16 protein-coding genes are annotated in these 18114 nt (G+C 70.5%); 5 read left to right on the top strand and 11 right to left on the bottom strand.

Annotation, left to right across the window (positions count from 1 at the left end):
- Nucleotides 1-1953: 1953 nt before the first annotated feature.
- The 5 genes from mptB to ABD810_RS01345 form a co-directional block, all read right to left on the bottom strand.
- Complete coding sequence (mptB, locus tag ABD810_RS01325) at nucleotides 1954-3627, bottom strand: polyprenol phosphomannose-dependent alpha 1,6 mannosyltransferase MptB (RefSeq protein WP_344933162.1); 1674 nt, start codon at nucleotides 3625-3627, stop codon at nucleotides 1954-1956.
- Between the two features lie 179 nt (nucleotides 3628-3806).
- Nucleotides 3807-4526 carry a glycosyltransferase family 2 protein gene (locus ABD810_RS01330; protein WP_344935349.1) on the bottom strand — a complete coding sequence of 240 codons (720 nt, stop codon included), beginning with the start codon at nucleotides 4524-4526 and terminating at the stop codon, nucleotides 3807-3809.
- Between the two features lie 335 nt (nucleotides 4527-4861).
- Nucleotides 4862-5212, bottom strand: a complete 351-nt coding sequence (locus ABD810_RS01335; RefSeq protein WP_344935352.1) for an STAS domain-containing protein — start codon at nucleotides 5210-5212, stop codon at nucleotides 4862-4864.
- Nucleotides 5213-5972: 760 nt separating this feature from the next.
- Nucleotides 5973-7100 (bottom strand): sensor histidine kinase, encoded by a 1128-nt coding sequence (locus ABD810_RS01340; protein ID WP_344933164.1) that lies wholly within the window; start codon nucleotides 7098-7100, stop codon nucleotides 5973-5975.
- Nucleotides 7101-7125: 25 nt separating this feature from the next.
- The gene (locus tag ABD810_RS01345) at nucleotides 7126-7818 is read right to left on the bottom strand and encodes a response regulator transcription factor (RefSeq protein WP_344933166.1); all 693 of its coding nucleotides are present in this window, start codon (nucleotides 7816-7818) and stop codon (nucleotides 7126-7128) included.
- A gap of 174 nt (nucleotides 7819-7992) precedes the next feature.
- On the opposite strand from ABD810_RS01345, the gene ABD810_RS01350 reads away from it, so the two are divergent.
- The 4 genes from ABD810_RS01350 (at nucleotide 7993) to ABD810_RS01365 (ending at nucleotide 10460) form a co-directional block, all read left to right on the top strand.
- Nucleotides 7993-8160: a hypothetical protein gene (locus ABD810_RS01350; protein ID WP_344933168.1), complete on the top strand. Its 168-nt coding sequence runs from the start codon at nucleotides 7993-7995 to the stop codon at nucleotides 8158-8160.
- Nucleotide 8161: 1 nt separating this feature from the next.
- Nucleotides 8162-8431 carry a DUF6412 domain-containing protein gene (locus ABD810_RS01355; RefSeq protein ID WP_344933171.1) on the top strand — a complete coding sequence of 90 codons (270 nt, stop codon included), beginning with the start codon at nucleotides 8162-8164 and terminating at the stop codon, nucleotides 8429-8431.
- 81 nt (nucleotides 8432-8512) lie between these two features.
- Nucleotides 8513-9169 (top strand): YidC/Oxa1 family membrane protein insertase, encoded by a 657-nt coding sequence (locus ABD810_RS01360; protein ID WP_344933174.1) that lies wholly within the window; start codon nucleotides 8513-8515, stop codon nucleotides 9167-9169.
- Between the two features lie 91 nt (nucleotides 9170-9260).
- A complete protein-coding gene (locus ABD810_RS01365) occupies nucleotides 9261-10460 on the top strand; it encodes an arginine deiminase (protein WP_344933175.1) in 1200 nt (399 codons plus the stop codon).
- On the opposite strand, the gene ABD810_RS01370 is transcribed toward ABD810_RS01365, so the two are convergent.
- Together ABD810_RS01370 and ABD810_RS01375 are read right to left on the bottom strand one after the other, a co-directional pair.
- Entirely contained in the window at nucleotides 10443-11015 is a 573-nt protein-coding gene (locus ABD810_RS01370) for an ATP-binding protein (protein ID WP_344933176.1), read from the bottom strand. The two genes, ABD810_RS01365 and ABD810_RS01370, sit on opposite strands and share 18 nt — an antisense overlap.
- 14 nt (nucleotides 11016-11029) lie before the next feature.
- Nucleotides 11030-12916, bottom strand: a complete 1887-nt coding sequence (locus ABD810_RS01375) for a PAS domain-containing sensor histidine kinase (RefSeq protein WP_344933178.1) — start codon at nucleotides 12914-12916, stop codon at nucleotides 11030-11032.
- A gap of 186 nt (nucleotides 12917-13102) precedes the next feature.
- Here ABD810_RS01375 and ABD810_RS01380 point away from each other — a divergent pair, with 186 nt between their 5' ends.
- Nucleotides 13103-13666 (top strand): methylated-DNA--[protein]-cysteine S-methyltransferase, encoded by a 564-nt coding sequence (locus ABD810_RS01380; RefSeq protein WP_344933180.1) that lies wholly within the window; start codon nucleotides 13103-13105, stop codon nucleotides 13664-13666.
- Here ABD810_RS01380 and ABD810_RS01385 read toward each other — a convergent pair.
- The 4 genes from ABD810_RS01385 to ABD810_RS01400 all read right to left on the bottom strand — a co-directional run bounded on the left by ABD810_RS01385 (nucleotide 13620) and on the right by ABD810_RS01400 (nucleotide 17651).
- Nucleotides 13620-14972, bottom strand: a complete 1353-nt coding sequence (locus ABD810_RS01385) for a purine-cytosine permease family protein (RefSeq protein ID WP_344933181.1) — start codon at nucleotides 14970-14972, stop codon at nucleotides 13620-13622. The two genes, ABD810_RS01380 and ABD810_RS01385, sit on opposite strands and share 47 nt — an antisense overlap.
- Nucleotides 14973-15114: 142 nt before the next feature.
- The gene (locus ABD810_RS01390) at nucleotides 15115-15447 is read right to left on the bottom strand and encodes a rhodanese-like domain-containing protein (RefSeq protein WP_344933182.1); all 333 of its coding nucleotides are present in this window, start codon (nucleotides 15445-15447) and stop codon (nucleotides 15115-15117) included.
- Nucleotides 15448-15556: 109 nt separating this feature from the next.
- Nucleotides 15557-16435, bottom strand: a complete 879-nt coding sequence (locus tag ABD810_RS01395; protein ID WP_344933184.1) for an Fpg/Nei family DNA glycosylase — start codon at nucleotides 16433-16435, stop codon at nucleotides 15557-15559.
- Between the two features lie 58 nt (nucleotides 16436-16493).
- On the bottom strand, nucleotides 16494-17651 hold the full coding sequence (locus tag ABD810_RS01400; protein ID WP_344933185.1) for an LCP family protein: 1158 nt from the start codon (nucleotides 17649-17651) through the stop codon (nucleotides 16494-16496).
- Between the last annotated feature and the right edge of the window lie 463 nt (nucleotides 17652-18114).

Consider the following 18114-nt stretch of genomic DNA (forward strand, 5'->3'; position numbering starts at 1 on the left):
TGGTCGGGGTTCCGGGGTTGCAGTGGGGAGACCTCAGCGCGACCGGTACGCCCAACCTGTGGGCGCTCGTCGGGAAAAGCGGCTCCGCCTCGATGTCGACCCGTGCCTATCCCCGCCCGAACCGCCCGAGCACCTGTCCGGTCGCGGGCTGGCTGACGGTCTCGGCGGGGCAGCGAGCGGGATCGGCCCAGAGCGAGTGCGCGCTCCCCCCTGCTCCCCGGGCGGCCGCCGACGGCTCGGCCGGCGTGCCCGGCTGGGCCGAACTGGCGTCCTACAACGCCACGACCTCCTACCGTGCCACCATCGGCCGGCTCGGCCAGGCCGTACGGGATGCGGGCGGCACCGTGGCCGCGATCGGCCCGGGTGCCGCCCTCGGCGCAGCCGACAAATCCGGAAAAGTTCAGAAGTACGCAGATAACACCGCCGCCCTTGGGGACCTGAGCCGGTACACCTTCGTGGTCGCCGAACTCGACGACCTGGCCCGTGCATGGATCACCCAGCCGGGGGCCGCCGCGCCGCCCCCCGACCTGTCGAAGCAGGCCCGGGCACAGGCCGTGGCCCGCGCCGACCTGCGGGCGGGCGAGATCACGCGGTCGGTGCCCGCGGGAGCCACCCTCCTGGTCGCCGGCCTGTCCGACGCGTCCACGACCGCCCACCTCCACGTGGCGATGGCCCAGGGGCCGTCCCCCACCGGGGAGCCGTACCACCGTGGCCATCTCACCTCCGCCTCCACCCGTCAGGGCGCCCTGGTCGCCATCACCGACGTGACGGCCACGGTGCTGGGCGTGCTCGGCGCCCCCGTTCCCGAAGGCACCGTGGGGCGCCCATGGAGCTCCGGAGGCCCGGCGCCCGCGTCGATCGCCGAGACGGTCACGGAACTGGCCGACGCCGACCTGGCCAGCCGGGTCCTCGTCGAGGTGCGCGCGCCCTTCTACGCGGTCTTCGTCTCCGTCCAACTGCTGTTCTACGGGCTGGCCGCCCTCGCCGTCCGCCGCCGCTGGGGTGGGCCGCGTGTCCTGGCCGCCACCGGGGTCCTGGCCGTGGCCGGCGGAGCCGTCGCGGTCTCCACCTTCCTGGCCCAGCTCGTCCCCTGGTGGAATCTCGGCCACCCGATGGCCACGCTGATCGTGACCATCATGGGCTTCGCCGCTCTGTCGGCCGCGCTCGCCTTCGCCGGTCCGTGGCGCTCGCACGTGCTCGGCCCGCTCACCGTCGTGGCGGCCATCACCTCGCTGGCGCTGATGATCGACGTGATGACGGGGTCGCGGTTGCAGGTCAACGCCGTCACCGGGTACGAGCCGGTCACCGGCGGCCGGTTCTACGGCTTCAGCAACATCGCCTTCGCCGTGTACGCGACCGGCACCATCCTGGCCCTGACCGGAGTGGCGCAAATGCTGATGGAGCGCGGTCGGCGCACGACCGCCCTGGCCGTCTGCCTCGCGTACGGCCTGCTGGCGATCTTCGCCGACGGGTGGCCGGGGTGGGGTGCCGACTTCGGCGGAGTTCCGGCCTTCGTGCTCGGGTTCGCCGTGTTCCTCATGATGCTCTCCGGACGGCGGGTCACCGCCGGGCGGCTGGCGATCGTCGCCGCCGCCGGTGCCGCGCTGATCAGCGTCATCGCACTGGCCGACTGGCTGCGGCCGAGCGACCAGCGCACCCATCTGGGCGCGTTCGTACAGCAGGCGATCTCAGGCGACGCGCTACCGGTGATCGGCCGCAAGCTCGGCGCGATGCTGGGCACGCTGGGGAACTGGCAGCTCACCGCGCTGTCGCTCGCCGCACTCGCGTTCCTCTACCTCGTGCTCGCCCGCCCGTCCCGGTGGGGCGCCTCGGCGCTGAGCCTCGCCTACGTCCGCGCCCCGGCGTTGCGTGCCGGGTTGTTCGGGGTGCTCACCACCGCGCTGGCCGGCTTCCTGATCAACGATTCCGGCATCGCCATCCCGGCCATGGCGCTCACGGTCGCGGTGCCGCTGACCCTGGCCGCGTCGATCCGCGCGCTGCAACGCGGAGGGCCCACACCACCAGGGCGACCGTCAGCGCCAGCAGGATCCACGGCACCACCTGACCCCGCCACACCGTGACCAGCCAGCCGAGGTCGGGCGGCTGGTCCTTCTGGCGGGCCGGCAGGTAGGCCAGCGACAGCACGGCGAGCCGCGCGACCACGAAGCCGTCCAGCGCCGTGGCCGGCACCATCGCCAGCAAGGCGAAGGCCAGGCCGTCGTACCACGGGAGGGCGTACGGGGTGGCGAACAACCAGGCGACGACCACCACCACGGCCACCCCCGCCCCCTCCCCCGAACGACCACCCACGCCCCCAACCACGCCCGTACCCGGCCACAGACCGCCGGTCAGACCCTCCGTCCAAGCACCCACCCGCCCGGCCAAGCGCCCGCCGGTCGAACCTTCCGAGGTGGCATCCATCTGGACGCCCGGCCGCGCGATGTGACCGTCCGGCCGGGCGTCCCGGCCGCTCGGCCGCACGCCGGTCGGCGGGAGGACGGGGGGGCTGTACGGGTCGCGTAGGGCGCGGAGGAGGGACGTGGCGAGGAGCATCAGCAGCAGGAGGGACGCGATCTGGATCCACGAGCGGTAGGCGCCCGAGCCGAAGGCCGCCTGGAGCCCGCGCTGGACGAGGCGCCAGGGACTGGCCCAGGAGATCGACTTGCTGGCGTGCAGCACCTGGTCCAGTGAGTGCGGCCCGGCCAGCAGGTAGGCGGCCACGACCGTGAGCGTCGCCGTGCCGGCCACGACCGCCAGCTTCTTGGGCTGTCTCCGTAGTTCCCATGCCGGGCCGAGCGAGACCAGCCCCGCGTTGATCTTGACCGCGATGCCCAGGCCGAGCAGCGGCCCGGCCGCCCACCAGCGCTCCCGCCCGCCCACGATCAGCGCGGCCAGGACGAAGACGATGGCGAGGGTGTCGACGTGCATCCCGGCGACCAACTGGTAGATCACCAACGGGTTGGCCGCCCACAGCAGCGCGGCGCGTGCCTGCCGTGCCCGGTCGTCGCGCGTGAACCGGTGGAGCAGCAGTCCGGTGACGACGAAGGCGGCCGCGTTGACCACGGCGAGCAGGAAGACGATCAGGCGTACGGAGTCGCCCCCGGCCAGACCTGCCAGGGCCTGCACGGCCGTCGCGACGGGCCCGTAGACGCTCGGCTCCTCCTGCCAGGGGATCTCCACCGCGTCCGCGACGGGGTCCCCGCGTAGAGCGACGGCCCCGGTGGCGTACGGATCGTGCCCGAGGGCGGCCATCCGGCCGTAGGCGGCGTAGTTGAGATGGTCGGCCGACCCGGAGGGCGGCAGGAAGGCCAGCAGCGCGGCGGCGACGCATCCGGCGATCAGCAGCCGGCGGGGATCCGGAACCCAGCCGCGCCGCAGCGCGAGCAGCCCGGCGCCGAGACCCAGCGCGCCCAGCGCGATGGCCACGGCTTCCATGGCGATCACCAGGTGGCCGCCGGGATCGAGGCCCAGCGAGTACGGAGGCTGCCAGGCGGGGCCGGGCAGCCCTGGCACCACGGCGGAGGGCCCCAGAACTCCGATGGCGATCGTGACCATGACGCTGAGCACCATGCCCACGGCCGCGACACCCGCCGGCCGGACATGACGCGGCCACACGTCCCGATTCACCGGATGATTCCAGCACATCCCAAAGACCGCCCGCGCCACCCCGACCCGCCCCACCACCTCCAGCCCGAGCTACCCACCCGCCAGAACGACCCACCATCCAGCGTTCCCGCAGTGTGCGGACCGTTCGTGTGAGCCGGCGTGTTGTTCGCGTGGGCTTGTCGTGTGGCGGACTGTGGTGGTCAGCGGGAGCCGCGTACGACGCCCTTGATGTCGGTGAGGACCTGTTCGCGTGCCGCGATGGCCAGTGCGACGTCACGGAACTGCCGGGCACGGTGGACCTGGGCGTGCCAGTCGGTGCCGGTGGCACGATGCGCCATGTCGACCTCGACCTCGACGACCCGGAAGCCCTTGCGCACCAGGTCGATCGTCAGGCCGGTCTCGACGCCGAAGCCGTGTGCCAGCGGTCGGGCGGCCTCGAACGCCGCCCTGGTCAGGCAGCGCTGGCCGTTGAGCGGCTGGCTGGCTTCCCAGCCGGAGGCGCGCTTGATGCCCTCGCGCGCCAACCGTACGACGAAACCGTGACCGCCGAGCTTGACGCGCGCGGAGAACGTGGCGATCGTCATGTCGGCCGAACCGGCACGGACGGGCTCGATCAGCGGTGCGGCCCGGCCGGCCGTCTCGGCGAGATCGGCGTCCAGGAAGAGCAGGTGGCGTGGCTCTTCGGCGTCGAACTCGTCGTCGAAGAGACGGACGGCCTCCGCACCGCTCTCCATCGCCGCCGCCTTACCGCGATTGCGGCTGTGGCGGACGACGCGCGCGCCCGCGGCCTTGGCCACCTTGCCCGTGGCGTCGAACGAGCCGTCGTCGACCACCACGACCAGGTCGACCCCGGGAATGGCCAGGGCCGCGGTCACGGTGGCGCCGATGCGATCGGCCTCATCCTTGGCAGGAATGATCACCGCAGTGTCCGGCTTACCGGATTCATCCCCGGCCGAGGCGGTCACCACGGTGTCCGGCTCACCGGGCTCATCCCCGGCCGAGGCGGTCACCACGGTGTCCGGCTCACCGGGCTCATCCCCGGCCGAGACGGTCACCACGGTGTCCGGCTCACCGGGCTCATCCCCGGCCGAGACGGTCACCACGGTCTCCGGCTCACCGGGCTCATCTCTGGCAGAGGCGATCACCGGGGTGTCGGGCTCATCCTTGGTGGGGATGATCACCGGGGTGTCGGGCTCAACGGATGGGTCGCCCATCGCTCCTCGTCCGATCAGCTATCTGTGACGGCCGACCGACGCTAGCCCGGATGCTCCGCCGTGGGCAACTCCGCTGGAATGGTGTCGTGCACGGTGAACACCGAGTCGAGACCCGTGACCTGGAGGATCTTGCGGACGGCGGGACGTGGTGAGGCCACCTCCAGCACGCCGCCGCGTTCTCGCATCCGCTTGAGAGCGGACAGCAGGACGTTCATGCCGGTGGAGTCACAGAACTCCACGCCGGACATGTCTATGACGACCCGGTCGGGCCCGGTCTCCAGCAGGCGGGTGAACTCCGCCTGAAGACGAGGCGCGGTATATAGGTCGATTTCGCCGACGACCGACAGGATGGCGTGGCCGGCATGTGATCGAGTCGAGACCTTGAGCTCCACAGCGGGCACACTAGCGCCGTACTGCCGCCGGGTCACGTTCTCCGCGATAACCGAAGAGTCGTCCGCCCTTTGTTCCCCGATTAGCTCTCATGGAAACGCTGAGTGCGCGAAGCTTAACGCTATGCGACACCGGCTCGGCCGGAAGGGGGGGAGGCCCGGAACCTCCGCGTCCGGTCGTCACTTCGAGGAGGAGGGGCGGGCGTGGAATGCGACGGGCCCGACAGCGCTAATGAACAGTGAGATACCTGAGGATCCCCAGCGACAATGCATGCGTGAGCGGTTGGAGGAGATCCTCGCTCGGACGGAGAGGGCACGCGCCTGGGGGGGCGCCGCCCTTCCACTCCAGTCCCTGATCAATCGAGATGGATACGTCCCGATCAAGACACGCCTCACCGTCGACGATCTGGACATGCTCATGGGAGCGCGCAAGGAGTTGCTCTGCTTCTCCGAGCTCGGCCTCCGCCTGCTCGACCTGCACCAGCCTCGCGACGCGGGTGGCATCACGAGCGACGCCGCCCACCCGATCCTGCGCTGCCGGAGCTGCATGTGGCGCTGGCCCTGCCCGACGTTCCGGGCGATGCTGGAGGCGCTCGACGCCCTCCCGGTCTACGAGCCCGCCTCCGGGTACAACGGCGAGTCAACCGGGATGAACGGCGCCATGGACACCGACGTCCCGTTCCACACCAACGGAACGGACGGGGCCGGGTCCATCGACCTGTCGGGCTACCGGCTCGCCGACGGCCCGGCCTCCGAGCGGGGGTCAGTCCGCCGGGCCGGAGATCGGCAGCCTGATCTCGAAGCGGCAACCCGCGCCTTCATTGACGACGGCGATGGCACCTTCGTGAGCTTCGACGATGCCGCGTGCGATGGCGAGACCGAGACCCGCGCCCCGATCGGGGCCCGGGGTCCGCGCGGCCTCGCCTCGAAAGGCCACATCGAAGACCCGTGGTAGGTCGTCCTCGGGGATCCCGCCACAGCAGTCGGCCACCGACAGGCGCACCGTGCCGTCGTCCGCGACGGCCCGCACCACCACGGTGCCGTCCTCGGGGGTGTGCCGGATGGCGTTGACGACGAGGTTGCGCAGGGCCCGTCCGAGCTCGGCGGCGTCCGCGTAGACCGGCAGCACGGGCGCGGCCTCGCCGGTCAGGCGCACTCCTTTGGCCTTGGCCAGGGCCTCCACCCCGGCCAGGGCGTCGGCCACCAGGTCGCCCAGGCCGATGCGCCGCGGGACGAGCCGCAGGGCGCCCGCATGGATCCGCGAGAGCTCGAAAAGGTCGTCGACCATGTGGGAGAGCCGGTCGACCTCCAGCCTGATCTGGTTGTGGTAGCGGCGGACGGTCTTCTCGTCGGCCACGACCCCGTCCTCCAGGGCCTCCACCATGGCCCGCATGCCCGCCAGCGGCGTGCGGAGGTCGTGGCTGACCCAGGCGACCAGCTCGCGCCGCGCGCCCTCCAGCGCCCTCTCACGCTCCCGGCCCTCGCGCAGCCGCTCGTACGCCTGCTCCAGGGCCCTGGAGATGGTCTCCAGCTCCGCGGGGAGCCTGCCGGACGCCGGGACGAAGTCGCTCGACGGGGACACCGCCTCCACGGCGGCGACCAGCCTTCTGCTGGCCGCGACCACCTGCCTGGCCACCACCATCGCGACCCCGAGCCCCACCAGGCCTGCGACGCCCACGACCGTGAGCACGACGTTCTTGGGATGGCCGTCGATGATCATCTCGATGGTGATCGCCACCACTCCCGCCAGCGTTGCCGCGACGGTCACCACCGCGACCACGGCCAGCATGATGCCGATGGAGCGGCCCCGCAGGAGCCACAGGAGGGCGAGGCCGAGCCCGGCGATCACCAGCCCGAGGCCGGCGGTGACGGCGACGATCTGGAGGATCATCGGCATTCCGCCGCGACGCCGAGGTTCACGGCCGCTCCTTGCCGGAGTCGTCCTCTACGGGCTGGTAGCGGTATCCCACGCCCCACACCGTGACGATGCGGCGCGGCGCGGTGGGATCCGGCTCGATCTTCTCCCGCAGCCTGCGAACGTGGACGGTGACCGTGGAGGTGTCGCCGAACGACCACCCCCACACCTGGTCGAGCAGCGCCGCCCGGCTGAACGCCTGCCGGGGGTTGCGCATGAGGTAGGCGAGCAGGTCGAACTCGCGGGCCGTGAGGGTGATCTCGAGATCGCGCAGCCGCACCTCGTGGGCGCCCACGTCGACCAGCAGGTCGCCGTCGCGCAGCACGCCCGTGCCGGAGGTGACCAGGGCGCCGCGTGCCCGCCGCAGGACGGACTGCACGCGCAGGGCAAGCTCGCGGGGGCTGAACGGCTTGGTGACGTAGTCGTCGGCGCCGGTCTCCAGGCCCACCACCCGGTCGATCTCCTCCCCCAGAGCGGTCAGCATGATCACCGGTACCGGCCAGCGCTCCCTGAGCTTCTTGCAGACCTGCAGGCCGTCCATGCCGGGGAGCATCAGGTCGAGGACGAGCAGATCGGGCGGGTTGGCCAGGGCCCTGCGCAGCGCCTCGGCTCCGTCGCCCACGCTCTCGACCACGTGCCCGTCGCGCTCCAGGTACTTGACGACCACCTCGGCCACGGTCGGGTCGTCGTCCACCACGAGGATCCGAGGTCGGGGAGTCGCGTTCATCGCCCTACGGTAGGCCGGTTTTGGACAGTTCCACGAATCACGTCACCACTTTGTAAGACGGGGTGCAGATCGGAAAGTCACGATCTCGCCAATGATCGGACAACCCTCGCGGCGGAGCCCGCTCCGACGTACCTTCTGGATATGGCCCGCATCGTTCTTTCCATTCTCGGCGTCCTGCTCGCACTCTACGTAGTGTTCGGACTTGTGATTCCCGCCATTTTCGGCGTGCTCAAGTTCGTCCTCATCATCGCGGTCATCGGCTTCGTGGCCGTCGCCGCGGTAACGGTGGTCGGAAGGCTCTCGAAGTAAGGTGACCGCCTTCCACACCACCGTCGCGCTGCTCGCGCAGCTCCTCTCCGGGCATGCCGGCCCGGCGACGCTGACGACGGTCGGGCTCGTGGGAGTCACCCTTCTTCTGTTCGCCTGGGCTCTCGGGCGGCTGGCGTCGGTGCCCGCGGTCACGGTGACCATGGGTCATCGTCCGCGCGCCGCGCAGGCCGTGTTCGTACGGCAGCTCCACCCGGCCGCCGCCGGCCGCCCGCGACCCAGAGCTCCATCGGCAGGCCCCGCGCCCGTCTGAGCGTCCCGGCACGTCGTGCCGCGCCGCTTCACGGGCGCTTTCGTCATGTCCGTCCACATAGACGAAGGGGCTCACTTCACCATGTTCGACACCGTCATCGAGTCGGCCTACCGGCTCATCAGCGTCCTCGGATCCTTCACGGGCGCGGCTTTCGCGATCATCCTGGTCACCCTCGCCGTACGCCTTCTCCTGCTGCCGCTCGGCATCCGGCAGGCGAACGCGCACAAGGCGCGCCTGCGCGTGGCGCCCAAGGTGGAGGCGCTGAAGAAGCGTTTCGCCCGAGACCCCGAGCGGCTCTACCGGGAGACCTCCAGGCTGTACGCCGCCGAGGGGACCTCGATGTTCGCGGGCATCATGCCCGGCCTCGCCCAGACGCCGTTCGTCATGATCACCTACCAGGTCTTCGTGTCGGCGACCATCGCCGGGCATCCCAACCTCCTGCTGGTTCAGAGTGCCCTGGGCGTGCCGCTCGGTGACCACTTCGCGGCCGTGCTCGCGGGAAGCGGCCTGTTCAGCCTGCCCGCCCTGGTCTTCCTGGGACTGTTCGCGCTGCTCGCGGTCACGGCGTGGATGACCTGGCGGCGTATGGGCGACATCCGGCCTCGTGTCCTGCGGCTGTTGCCGTTCGGCACCATCCTCGTCGCGGGATTCCTCCCGCTGGCGGCGGGGCTGTACCTGCTGGTGAGCACGGCATGGACGGCGGCCGAGCGAGCCATCTTGTACCCCAAGCCGGCGTGATCTGGCGTCCTGGTGCCTCTGGGGTAGTTGCACGCCATTACCGTTGAATGTCGGAAGTGTTCTGCGAAGTGCTCCAACGGAGGGTCGAACCATGAACGGTGCCGACAGCGAGGTCGGGCGGCTGGAGACGGTGATGCTCCACCGCCCCGGTGCCGAACTCAAGCGGCTGACCCCTCGTAACAGCGACAAACTGCTCTTCGACGGCATCCCGTGGGTCGGCAGGGCCCAGGAGGAGCACGACGCCTTCGCCCAGGCGCTGCGCGACCACGGGGTCGAGGTCCTGTACCTCACCGAGCTGCTGCAGGACACGCTGGAGTACGACGCGGCACGGCAGGAGGTCATCTCCGCCATGCTGGAGGAGCGTCAGCTCGGCGACCTGCTCGCGCAGCTGACCCGGGGCCACCTGGAGGACCTCGACCCCGAGGACCTCACCCAGACGTTGATCGCCGGGCTCGCCCGCGAGGAGCTGAAGTCCGGCCGCGGGCTGGTGTACGGGCTGATGGACCGGCACGACTTCGTCATCGACCCGCTCCCGAACCTGCTGTTCACCAGGGATTCCAGCGTGTGGATCGGCGACCGGGTGGCCGTGACCAGCCTCGCCATGCCGGCCCGTACACGCGAGAGCATGCTGACCCGCCTGATCTACACCCACCACCCGCGGTTCGCCGGTGTCGAGCACCTGTACGAGCCATGGCTGGAGCACGTGGAAGGCGGGGACGTGCTGCTCATGGCCCCCGGAGTGATCGCGGTGGGCACCGGCGAGCGCACGACCCCGGCGGGCGTGGAGCGGCTGTGCAGGCGGGTCTTCGCGGCCGGGCTGGCGCACACCGTGCTGGCGGTGCCGATCGCCCAGCAGCGGGCCACCATGCACCTCGACACGATCTGCACGATGGTCGACGTGGACACCGTGGTCATGTATCCGCCGGTCGCCTACTCGCTCCAGGCCTACGCCGTGACCTCGCTGGGGAACGGAGAGCTCCGCGTCTTCGAGCCCCGCCCGTTCCTGGAGGCGGCGGCCCAGGCCATGGGCATCGAGCGGGTCAAGGTCATCGACACCGGGCTCGACCCGGTCACGGCCGAACGCGAGCAGTGGGACGACGGCAACAACACACTCGCCCTCGCTCCCCGCGTGACGGTCGCCTATGAGCGCAACGTGGAGACGAATGCCCGCCTGGAGGCGTCGGGCGTGAAGGTCATCCGAATTGCGGGCAGCGAGCTCGGCAGCGGCCGGGGCGGCCCACGGTGCATGTCCTGCCCAATCAGCAGGGAACGGCTAGCCACATTCGCGTAGGGCCCCTATTTCGGGCGTTCTCACTTGCGAATTAAGGACAGCGACCGGGGCGTGGAGAACCGCCCACACCGTGGTCACATCACCGTCATGGCGTACGCCCCAGCGCACAGCGAGGAACTCGACGATGCCGAGCCCCCGTCCGCCGAGCGAGGAGAGGGTCGGCCGTCCCGCGCGGGGCTCCGTGGCCGCTCCTCCATCACTCACCGTGACCTCGAGTTGTTCGTCTGCCCAGTCCCATGTGGCCCTTATCTGGCCTGATGGCAGTGGGTGTGCGTGACGCAACGCATTGCTCAGCAGCTCGCTCACCACAAGGACGGCGTCCTCGACCGCGGCGGCGAACACCCCCCAAGCCTCGAGATCGGCGCTGAGACGCTGGCGTGCGACGGCGACGCTGGTCGGCGCATACGGCAACAGCACGACGCCCTCACTTCCCCGTTCTCCTGCATTTCCCCCTGAGGAAAACACATCCCAGTACGACCGAAATGCCCCGTTCGATGGTTCTGGAAACCGCGTGGCGATCATTGCTTGTGCAGATTCGACAATAGGTGAGTCCATCCGTGACCAGCTCGTTACCGCTTCGGTGTGTCGGATCCGATATAGGCCTGAGTGGCACCCAAGATGAATCTCATTCGGGTGCCTCCACCGAGGCGGGGATGCGCCGTCACGTCCCCTCCCTGCGCGCGGGCGAGGCTGCGCGCGATGTAGAGCCCGAGCCCCACTCCGCCGAACCGGCGGCGGTCGCCACTGTCGGCCTGGACGAACCTTTCGAAGACGCGTTCACGGTCGTCCGGGGCGATGCCGACCCCTTCGTCGTCCACCGCGAGGACCACGTGATCACGCTCCTGCCACGCGAGCACGCGGATCAGCCCGCCGTCCGGCGAGTACTTGAAGGCGTTCTCCAGAAGCTGGCCGAGCAGGATGTCGGTCGCCAGCGCGTCGCCGTCCACCGAGGGCAGGTCGCCGGGGATGTCGACCTCCACGTGGTGCCGGTCGGACAGGACCGGCATCCCGAGCGTCGCGGCGCGGACCCGCTCCGCGAGGTCGAAGCTCTCGATCTGGACCTTCAGCTCCTCGGCCCCCGCCCGCGAGCCGAGCAGCAGGTGGTCCATGAGCTGGCCCAGCGCCCGTGCCCGTTCGGCGATGATGCGGACGGCGGAGCGCCGTTCGACGTCCGACAGCTTGTCCCAGCGCGCGTCGAGCGTGCTGGCGAACCCCTGCACCACCGTGATCGGGGTCCGCAGCTCGTGGCTGGTGGTGGCGAGGAACAGGTCCTTGGCCTCCTCCAGTTCCTTGGCCCGTGTGACGTCGCGGAAGTCGACGACGATCTCGGCGGTCTCGTCGATCTCCGCGCTCACCACGTCCAGCCAGCGACCGCCGGCGATCTGGGTGGTCAGCTTCTCGCCCTCGGCGGGCAGCGGGAACGGCGGCCGGTGGCCGATCACTTCGGTGGCCGGCACTCCGGTCAGTTCCTCGGCCGCGGGGTTCCACTGGCGGACGAGCCCGTTGCCGTCGAGCACCGCGATGCCGTCCGCGCTGGCGTCGACGACGGCCCGCTCGTGGGCCCGCTGCCGCACGGCGTCCTGGTACGCCATCGCGTTGCCCAGGGCGATACCGGCATGCCCCGCCAGCAGTTCCAGCAGCTCCAGCTCGATGTGGCCGGCCTTGCGCTTGGCGAACAGCGCGTACAGAGCCCCGTACGGCCGGCCGCCCACCGCCGCGACGCCGAGCGCGATGGTGTGCAGGCCGGGCAGCTCCGACCAGATCAGCTCGTCGAGCGCGGCCTGGTCGCCGGTCTCCAGCAGGACGGTCTTGCCGGTGCGCAGGAGCTTGCCGACGAGGCTCGACCGCAGGTCGCCGGTCGCGCCCCGGAGCCGTTCCGGCAACCCGTGGGTGCTGACCAGCCGCAGCCGCTCGCCCTCGATCAGCGCGAACCCGCCGGCGTCGGCCCCGGTCAGCTCGGTGAGGCTCGCGGCGATGCGGTCGAGGACCGGTGACAGTTCCAGCTCCGCGTTGATGTCGCCCACCACGTCGGTGAGCCGCCGGACCAGCCTCGCCCTGCGGGCGCCCTTCTCCTGGGCCGCGGCCTCGTTCTCCACAGGGTGGTAGACGCTGACGTACCCGAGCAGGGCGCCGGCCTCGGAGCGCAGCGCACTGATGTCCACGCCCACGTCGAGCAGCGAGCCGTCGCGGCGCCTGCGCTTGGTGCGCAGGGAGACCGGACCGCCGGTGCGCACCCGTTCCAGCACCGCGTTGTGCTCGGCCAGGAGCTCATCCGGGACCAGCGGCGTCCGGCGCCCGGTCATCTCTGCCGCCGTCCAGCCGAAGACGCGCTCGGCGGCGGGATTCCACACCAGGACGGAAAGATCACGATCGAGGGCTACGACGGCATTGGGAGCACTCGCGATGACAGCGTGGGCAAAGCCGTCATCGGCGTTCTCTACCCTGTCGTCACTCATGACCCCCATCGTGCCTGTTTTTGCACGGCATCTTGGCACTTTCGAGGTGCGAATCGTGGTGTTCGCCGGTCCCGTTCCTTTCGCGGTCATCTCTTGGGAGACATCGGCGCCGCGCCATCTGTCACGGCCGGTGGAGGGCTCCGCTCCGATACGCTGCCTGGTAGCGGGACCGGGAGGGGTGCGGCCATGACGACAGGGGATCTCGAGGCCCTGGTGCGGGTGACCGCTCCTGGCTATGTCGGTGAGACCCCGCCAGAGGTCGCGTTCGGTATGACCGACACCCCGGTCGGCCAGATGGCGCTCGCCGTGACCGCGCGGGGCGTGGTCACGTGCAGCTATGAGAACGAGCACGTCGTGTTCGCGCGCATCACCCGGGAGATCGGCTCGTTCATCGGCCCCGACCCCCGGCGCCTCGACCCGATCCGCCGCGAGCTGGACGCCTACTTCTCGGGCAGGCTCCGGGCCTTCACGCTTTCGGTGGACCTCCGCCTGGCCACGCCGTTCGCCCGTACGGTGCTCCAGATGACGATGGCGGTGCCCTACGGCAGTGTCACGACTTTTCAGGACATCGCCGAGCGGATCGGCCGGCCGCAGGCGCTGCGCGCGATCGGCAACGCGCTGACGGCCAACCCGATCTGCGTCATCGTTCCCTGCCACCGGGCGATCGAGGCTCCCGGCCGGCCGGGGGGCTACGCCGGCGGCGTCACCGCGAAGGAACACCTTCTTCGTCTCGAAGGGGCCGTCCGCTGAGCGGCCGCACCCGGCCCACGATCAGCGTCACCAGCGCGGAGACCATGAAGGCGGCCAGCGCGGCGTTCATCCACACCGGTCGCTCGAACCCGATCGCGTCGCGAGCCGCCGCCCAGATCGAGTCCCACCACGCCACCGTGCTCGTCGCCGTGACCAGCCAGTACGTCACGAAGCCGAGCACCCAGGGCAGGACCATGCCCCAGCGTGAGGGGGCCGTCGCCGAGGTGTCCCATCTGGCGGCCCCGCCGAGCAGGAAGTAGTCGACCACCAGCACCGCGAACATCGGGACGAACACCGCGCCGATGAGGCCCAGGAAGGCCCCGTAGGAGTTCACGTCCGCGAACAGCGCGATGACGGTCGTCAGCACCCCCACGCCGATCGAGAAGACACGCCGGTCCACCCTCGGCAGGAGGTTCTGCAGGGACATGGCGGTGGAGTACACGTTGGCGAACGACTGGTCGGCCTCGCGGAGCACGAGGATGCCGAAGAACAGCCCTCCGAGCGGCACCGCGACGAACGCGCCCCACACCTGGTTCGCGTCGTTCCCGACCAGGGCCAGCGCGACGATGCCGATGACCAGGCACGCGACCTGGGCGATCGAGTAGCCGGTGACCACGCCGGTGAAGGCCGCCCGGCTGGACCGGGAGTGCCGGGCGTAGTCGGCCGCCACCGGCACCCAGGAGACCGAGAGCGCGATCACGTAGTCGACGGCCGGCGCGAAGGCGTTCCAGTTCCCGCCGCCCAGGGTGGGGCCCTCGCGCAGCAGCGCGACCGCCAGCCAGATCATCGCGACGACCACCCCGGCCGTCACGAAGCGGCGGATCAGGCGGATGGCGCCCAGCGGCCTGATCGTCAGGGCGATGGTCAGCAGACCGGCCACCACCACCCACACCTGGTACGGCACGGAGTCACCGAAGATGGCACGCGCCCCGGTGGCGATCACCCACAGCTCGAAAGCCCCCCAGCCGAGCATCTGGATGATGTTCAGGACCGTCGGGACGTACGACAACCGCGCTCCGAACAGGCCGCGCAGCAGCACCATCGCCGGCGCTCCCGTACGAGCGCCCGGCACGGCGGCGAGACCGACCATCACGGTGCCGATGAGGCTGCCGACCACGGCCGCGACCACGGCCGCGACCAGGCTGAGCGGGGCGGTGCCCAGCGGGTTGAGCAGGTAGATGGCGCCGGAGAAGCCCAGAAGGCTCACTCCGAGGTTGGCCCAGAACGCGCCCTGGTCGAGCACTCCCAAGGTCTTCGGGGGGGCCTCGTCGAGTGTCAGGGGCACTTCGTCGACGGCGGACGTCATCGCACGCTCCCTACGCCGGCATTACCCGGACAGGTTCATGCGGTCGGCGGCGCGCCCGGCTCTCCCCGGTAACCGCCCTCTCAGCCCGGTCTCGCCCGAGCTCCCGCGGTATGGATTTTGACCGAATTATTACACTCCGCCCTCAGGCGACGAAGGGCTGCCCCCCGTTTTCCGCCACCATGGGGCGCCCGGCGGCCGCCCATGACCGCATGCCGCCCCCGACGTTGATCGCCTCGCGGCCGACATGGTTGAGCCACGCGGCGGCGTTCGCGGACCTGCCGCCGACCCGGCAGACGACGTAGACGGGCACGCCGGCCGGGACCTCGTCGACCCGTTGCTGGAGCGAGCCAAGGGGAATGTGAACGGCCGTGGGAGCGTGCCCCGCCTGCCACTCGTCGGGCTCCCGCACGTCGAGCAGGAAAACGTCGTCGGGCACGGCCTTGGCCTCGATCTCTGGGACGGTCATGCCGTCCATTGTCCCCGCTCTGCAAGCGTTCCGCCCGCTAACGGATGGTTGTCATCGCTAACGGACCGTATTTTTTCGCGAGGAACCCTCGCGGACCGCCGACGGGGCACGCCGAGCCTTACTTGAGGAGGCGGGAAAGCCTACGGTCGGCGAGGGGCTTCCCTCCGGTCTGGCAGGTCGGGCAGTACTGCAGGGAGGAGTCGGCGAACGACACCTCCCTGATCGTGTCTCCGCACACCTCGCACTGCAGGCCGGTCCGGCCGTGCACCCGCAGCCCGGACCTCTTCTCGCTCTTGAGGTCCTTCGCGGCCATGCCGCGCGACCGCTCGAGAGCCGCCCGCAGCGTGCCGACCATCGCCTCGTGCAGGTCCGCGACGGCCTCGTCCGTCAGCGAAGCCGCGATCTTGAAGGGGGACATCTTGGCGGCGTGCAGCACCTCGTCGGAGTAGGCGTTGCCGATCCCGGCGATCACCTTCTGGTCGCGCAACAGGCCTTTGATCTGCGTGCGGTTACCGCTCAGGATGCCCTTCAGCACCTCGGCGGTGAACTCGGGCGCCAGCGGGTCGGGGCCCAGCCCGGCGATGCCGGGCACCTCGGCCGGATCGCGGACGACGTAGACCGCGAGCCGCTTCTGGGTGCCGGCCTCGGTCAGCTCGAACCCGGGCTCCCTGCCGTCGTCGTCCGGCGCCAGCCGTACCCGCACCGCGAGCGGGCCCTTGCCGGGGCGGACGGGCTTCGCGCCCGACAGGTCGTCGCGCCAGCGGAGCCAGCCGCCACGGGCAAGGTGGGTGATGAAGTGGATCCCGTCGCAGTCGAGATCGAGGAACTTGCCATGCCGGGCCACGCCGGTGACGGTCAGTCCGGCCAGCGAGGTGACAGGCGGATCGACGGTCTTCAACGCCTGGAAGGCCACCACGTCGACCGCCGCGACCGAACGGCCGACGGCCTGGTCACGCAGGAACTCGGCGAGCGACTCCACCTCGGGAAGCTCGGGCATGGCAACACACTAACCGCTCGACGGGCTCTCGAACCTCCTGCCTCCAGCGCGGCGCCGCCTACTTGGCGAGGACGTCCTTCGGCACCGGCTTGTCCTCCGCGAGCGCCTTGAAGAGCCGCAGAGCACGCTGGGTGTCCCACTTCACGACGGAGGCGCCGTTGATGGTGGGGAGCGAGCCGATGGGCACGGCCGTGGCGATCGGGTCATCGCTCATCGCGAGCCCGAGCGACAGCAGGTCGAAGGCCCCCGTACCCGGGTCGACCGCGACCGAGTCGGTCGCGCTCATCGCCAGCGGGACGGACCTGAACGGGTTGGCCAGGACGCCGGGGCCGGCCGCCTTCTTCACCACGGCCGCGAAGAACTGCCGCTGGCGCTGGGTGCGCTCGAAGTCGGGGATCGCGCCGGTCGCGCGGGTGCGCACGTACCCGAGCGCGGTCCCGCCGTCCATGTCCTGGCAGCCCTTCTTCAGGTCGATGCCCGCCTTGGGGTCCTTGATGTTCTGCTTGACGCAGATGTTGACGCCGCCGATCGCGTCCACGATGCCGACGAAGCCGCCGAAGCCGATCTCCATGTAGTGGTCGATACGGATGTCGGTGACCTTCTCGATCGTCTTGGCCAGCAGCTTGGGACCGCCGAAGGCGTACGCGGCGTTCAGCTTGTCGCTTCCGTGCCCGTCGATGGGCACGTAGGAGTCGCGGGGCAGGCTGACGAGGGTCGGCTTGCCGCTGCCGCTCGGGATGTGCAGGAGCATCATCGTGTCGGTGCGCTTGCCGACCGCACGGCCGGTCGCGAGCTTCCTGCGCTGGGCCGCCGACAGCCCGGCCCGGCTGTCGGAGCCGACCAGGAGCCAGTCCTCGCCCGGCGTGGCCGCGGGACGGCCGTCGTAGTCGGTGAGGGAGTCGACGGTGACGATGCGGGAGTTGATCCAGAAGAACCCGCCGAGGCCCAGCAGGATCAGCACCACGAGCAGGATCACCAGGATGCGCACCACCATGCGGCCGGTCCGCCGGGGCCGCCTGGCCTTCGGCTCACCGCCGTCGCCCCCGCGCCGCCCCGCCCCGGGCGACTGCGTCTCGGCTCCGCGCACGCTGGACAGCGGCCGGACCGGCGCCTCGCCGGACCTCGGCTTGCCGTACACGCGCGATCTGCCGCGCGCGGACCCGGCCGCGGGATCGGCCCCCGCCGCCTCGCTGCGCTGCGGGTAGGCCTCCAGCACGGTCGCGTCGTCGTCCCCGCCACGGTCGTGGCCGCGATCGCCACCCTGACCGCGGGAGCTTTGAGGAAGGCGGTGGGCGGGCTGGCCCGCTGAGTAGGGATCTCCCGCGGCGCCTCCCGCCGGCGGCGGGTACGCTCCTTGCCCGCCGGCCCCCGCCGGACGTCGCAGAGCCCGGGTCGGCCCCTCCTGAGACCCGCTCTCATCGGACCCCCTTGACCGGTCTCCAGGCCATTCGCCCACGTTGTCGTCCCCGTCCTGTGGCTGAAGCGCTTTGCTTCGAAGTTACGCCGTCGCTCCGGCGAGAGCGGCTCCGTTACCAAACGTTTTCTCAGGTAAAAGTACGCAGAGTCACAGTAAGTCACCAATGTGGTGTCGCGGGAAACATTGGCCAGGCCTTGACCGTTACGGTTAACGACGACCTCTAGCGAAAGGACAGTCGTGTCCGCTCCCGACCCGTGGAGTA

The organism is Sphaerisporangium flaviroseum, assembly GCF_039537005.1.
GTDB lineage: Bacteria > Actinomycetota > Actinomycetes > Streptosporangiales > Streptosporangiaceae > Sphaerisporangium > Sphaerisporangium flaviroseum.

What these genes read in the sequence shown, in the direction of transcription:
- ABD810_RS01340 (WP_344933164.1), bottom strand. Translation starts at nt 7,100, where the DNA reads ATGATCCTCCAGATCGTCGCCGTCACCGCCGGCCTCGGGCTGGTGATC.
- ABD810_RS01350 (WP_344933168.1), top strand. Translation starts at nt 7,993, where the DNA reads ATGGCCCGCATCGTTCTTTCCATTCTCGGCGTCCTGCTCGCACTCTAC.
- ABD810_RS01360 (WP_344933174.1), top strand. Translation starts at nt 8,513, where the DNA reads ATGTTCGACACCGTCATCGAGTCGGCCTACCGGCTCATCAGCGTCCTC.
- ABD810_RS01365 (WP_344933175.1), top strand. Translation starts at nt 9,261, where the DNA reads ATGAACGGTGCCGACAGCGAGGTCGGGCGGCTGGAGACGGTGATGCTC.
- ABD810_RS01370 (WP_344933176.1), bottom strand. Translation starts at nt 11,015, where the DNA reads ATGGACTCACCTATTGTCGAATCTGCACAAGCAATGATCGCCACGCGG.
- ABD810_RS01375 (WP_344933178.1), bottom strand. Translation starts at nt 12,916, where the DNA reads ATGAGTGACGACAGGGTAGAGAACGCCGATGACGGCTTTGCCCACGCT.
- ABD810_RS01380 (WP_344933180.1), top strand. Translation starts at nt 13,103, where the DNA reads ATGACGACAGGGGATCTCGAGGCCCTGGTGCGGGTGACCGCTCCTGGC.
- ABD810_RS01385 (WP_344933181.1), bottom strand. Translation starts at nt 14,972, where the DNA reads ATGACGTCCGCCGTCGACGAAGTGCCCCTGACACTCGACGAGGCCCCC.
- ABD810_RS01390 (WP_344933182.1), bottom strand. Translation starts at nt 15,447, where the DNA reads ATGGACGGCATGACCGTCCCAGAGATCGAGGCCAAGGCCGTGCCCGAC.
- ABD810_RS01395 (WP_344933184.1), bottom strand. Translation starts at nt 16,435, where the DNA reads ATGCCCGAGCTTCCCGAGGTGGAGTCGCTCGCCGAGTTCCTGCGTGAC.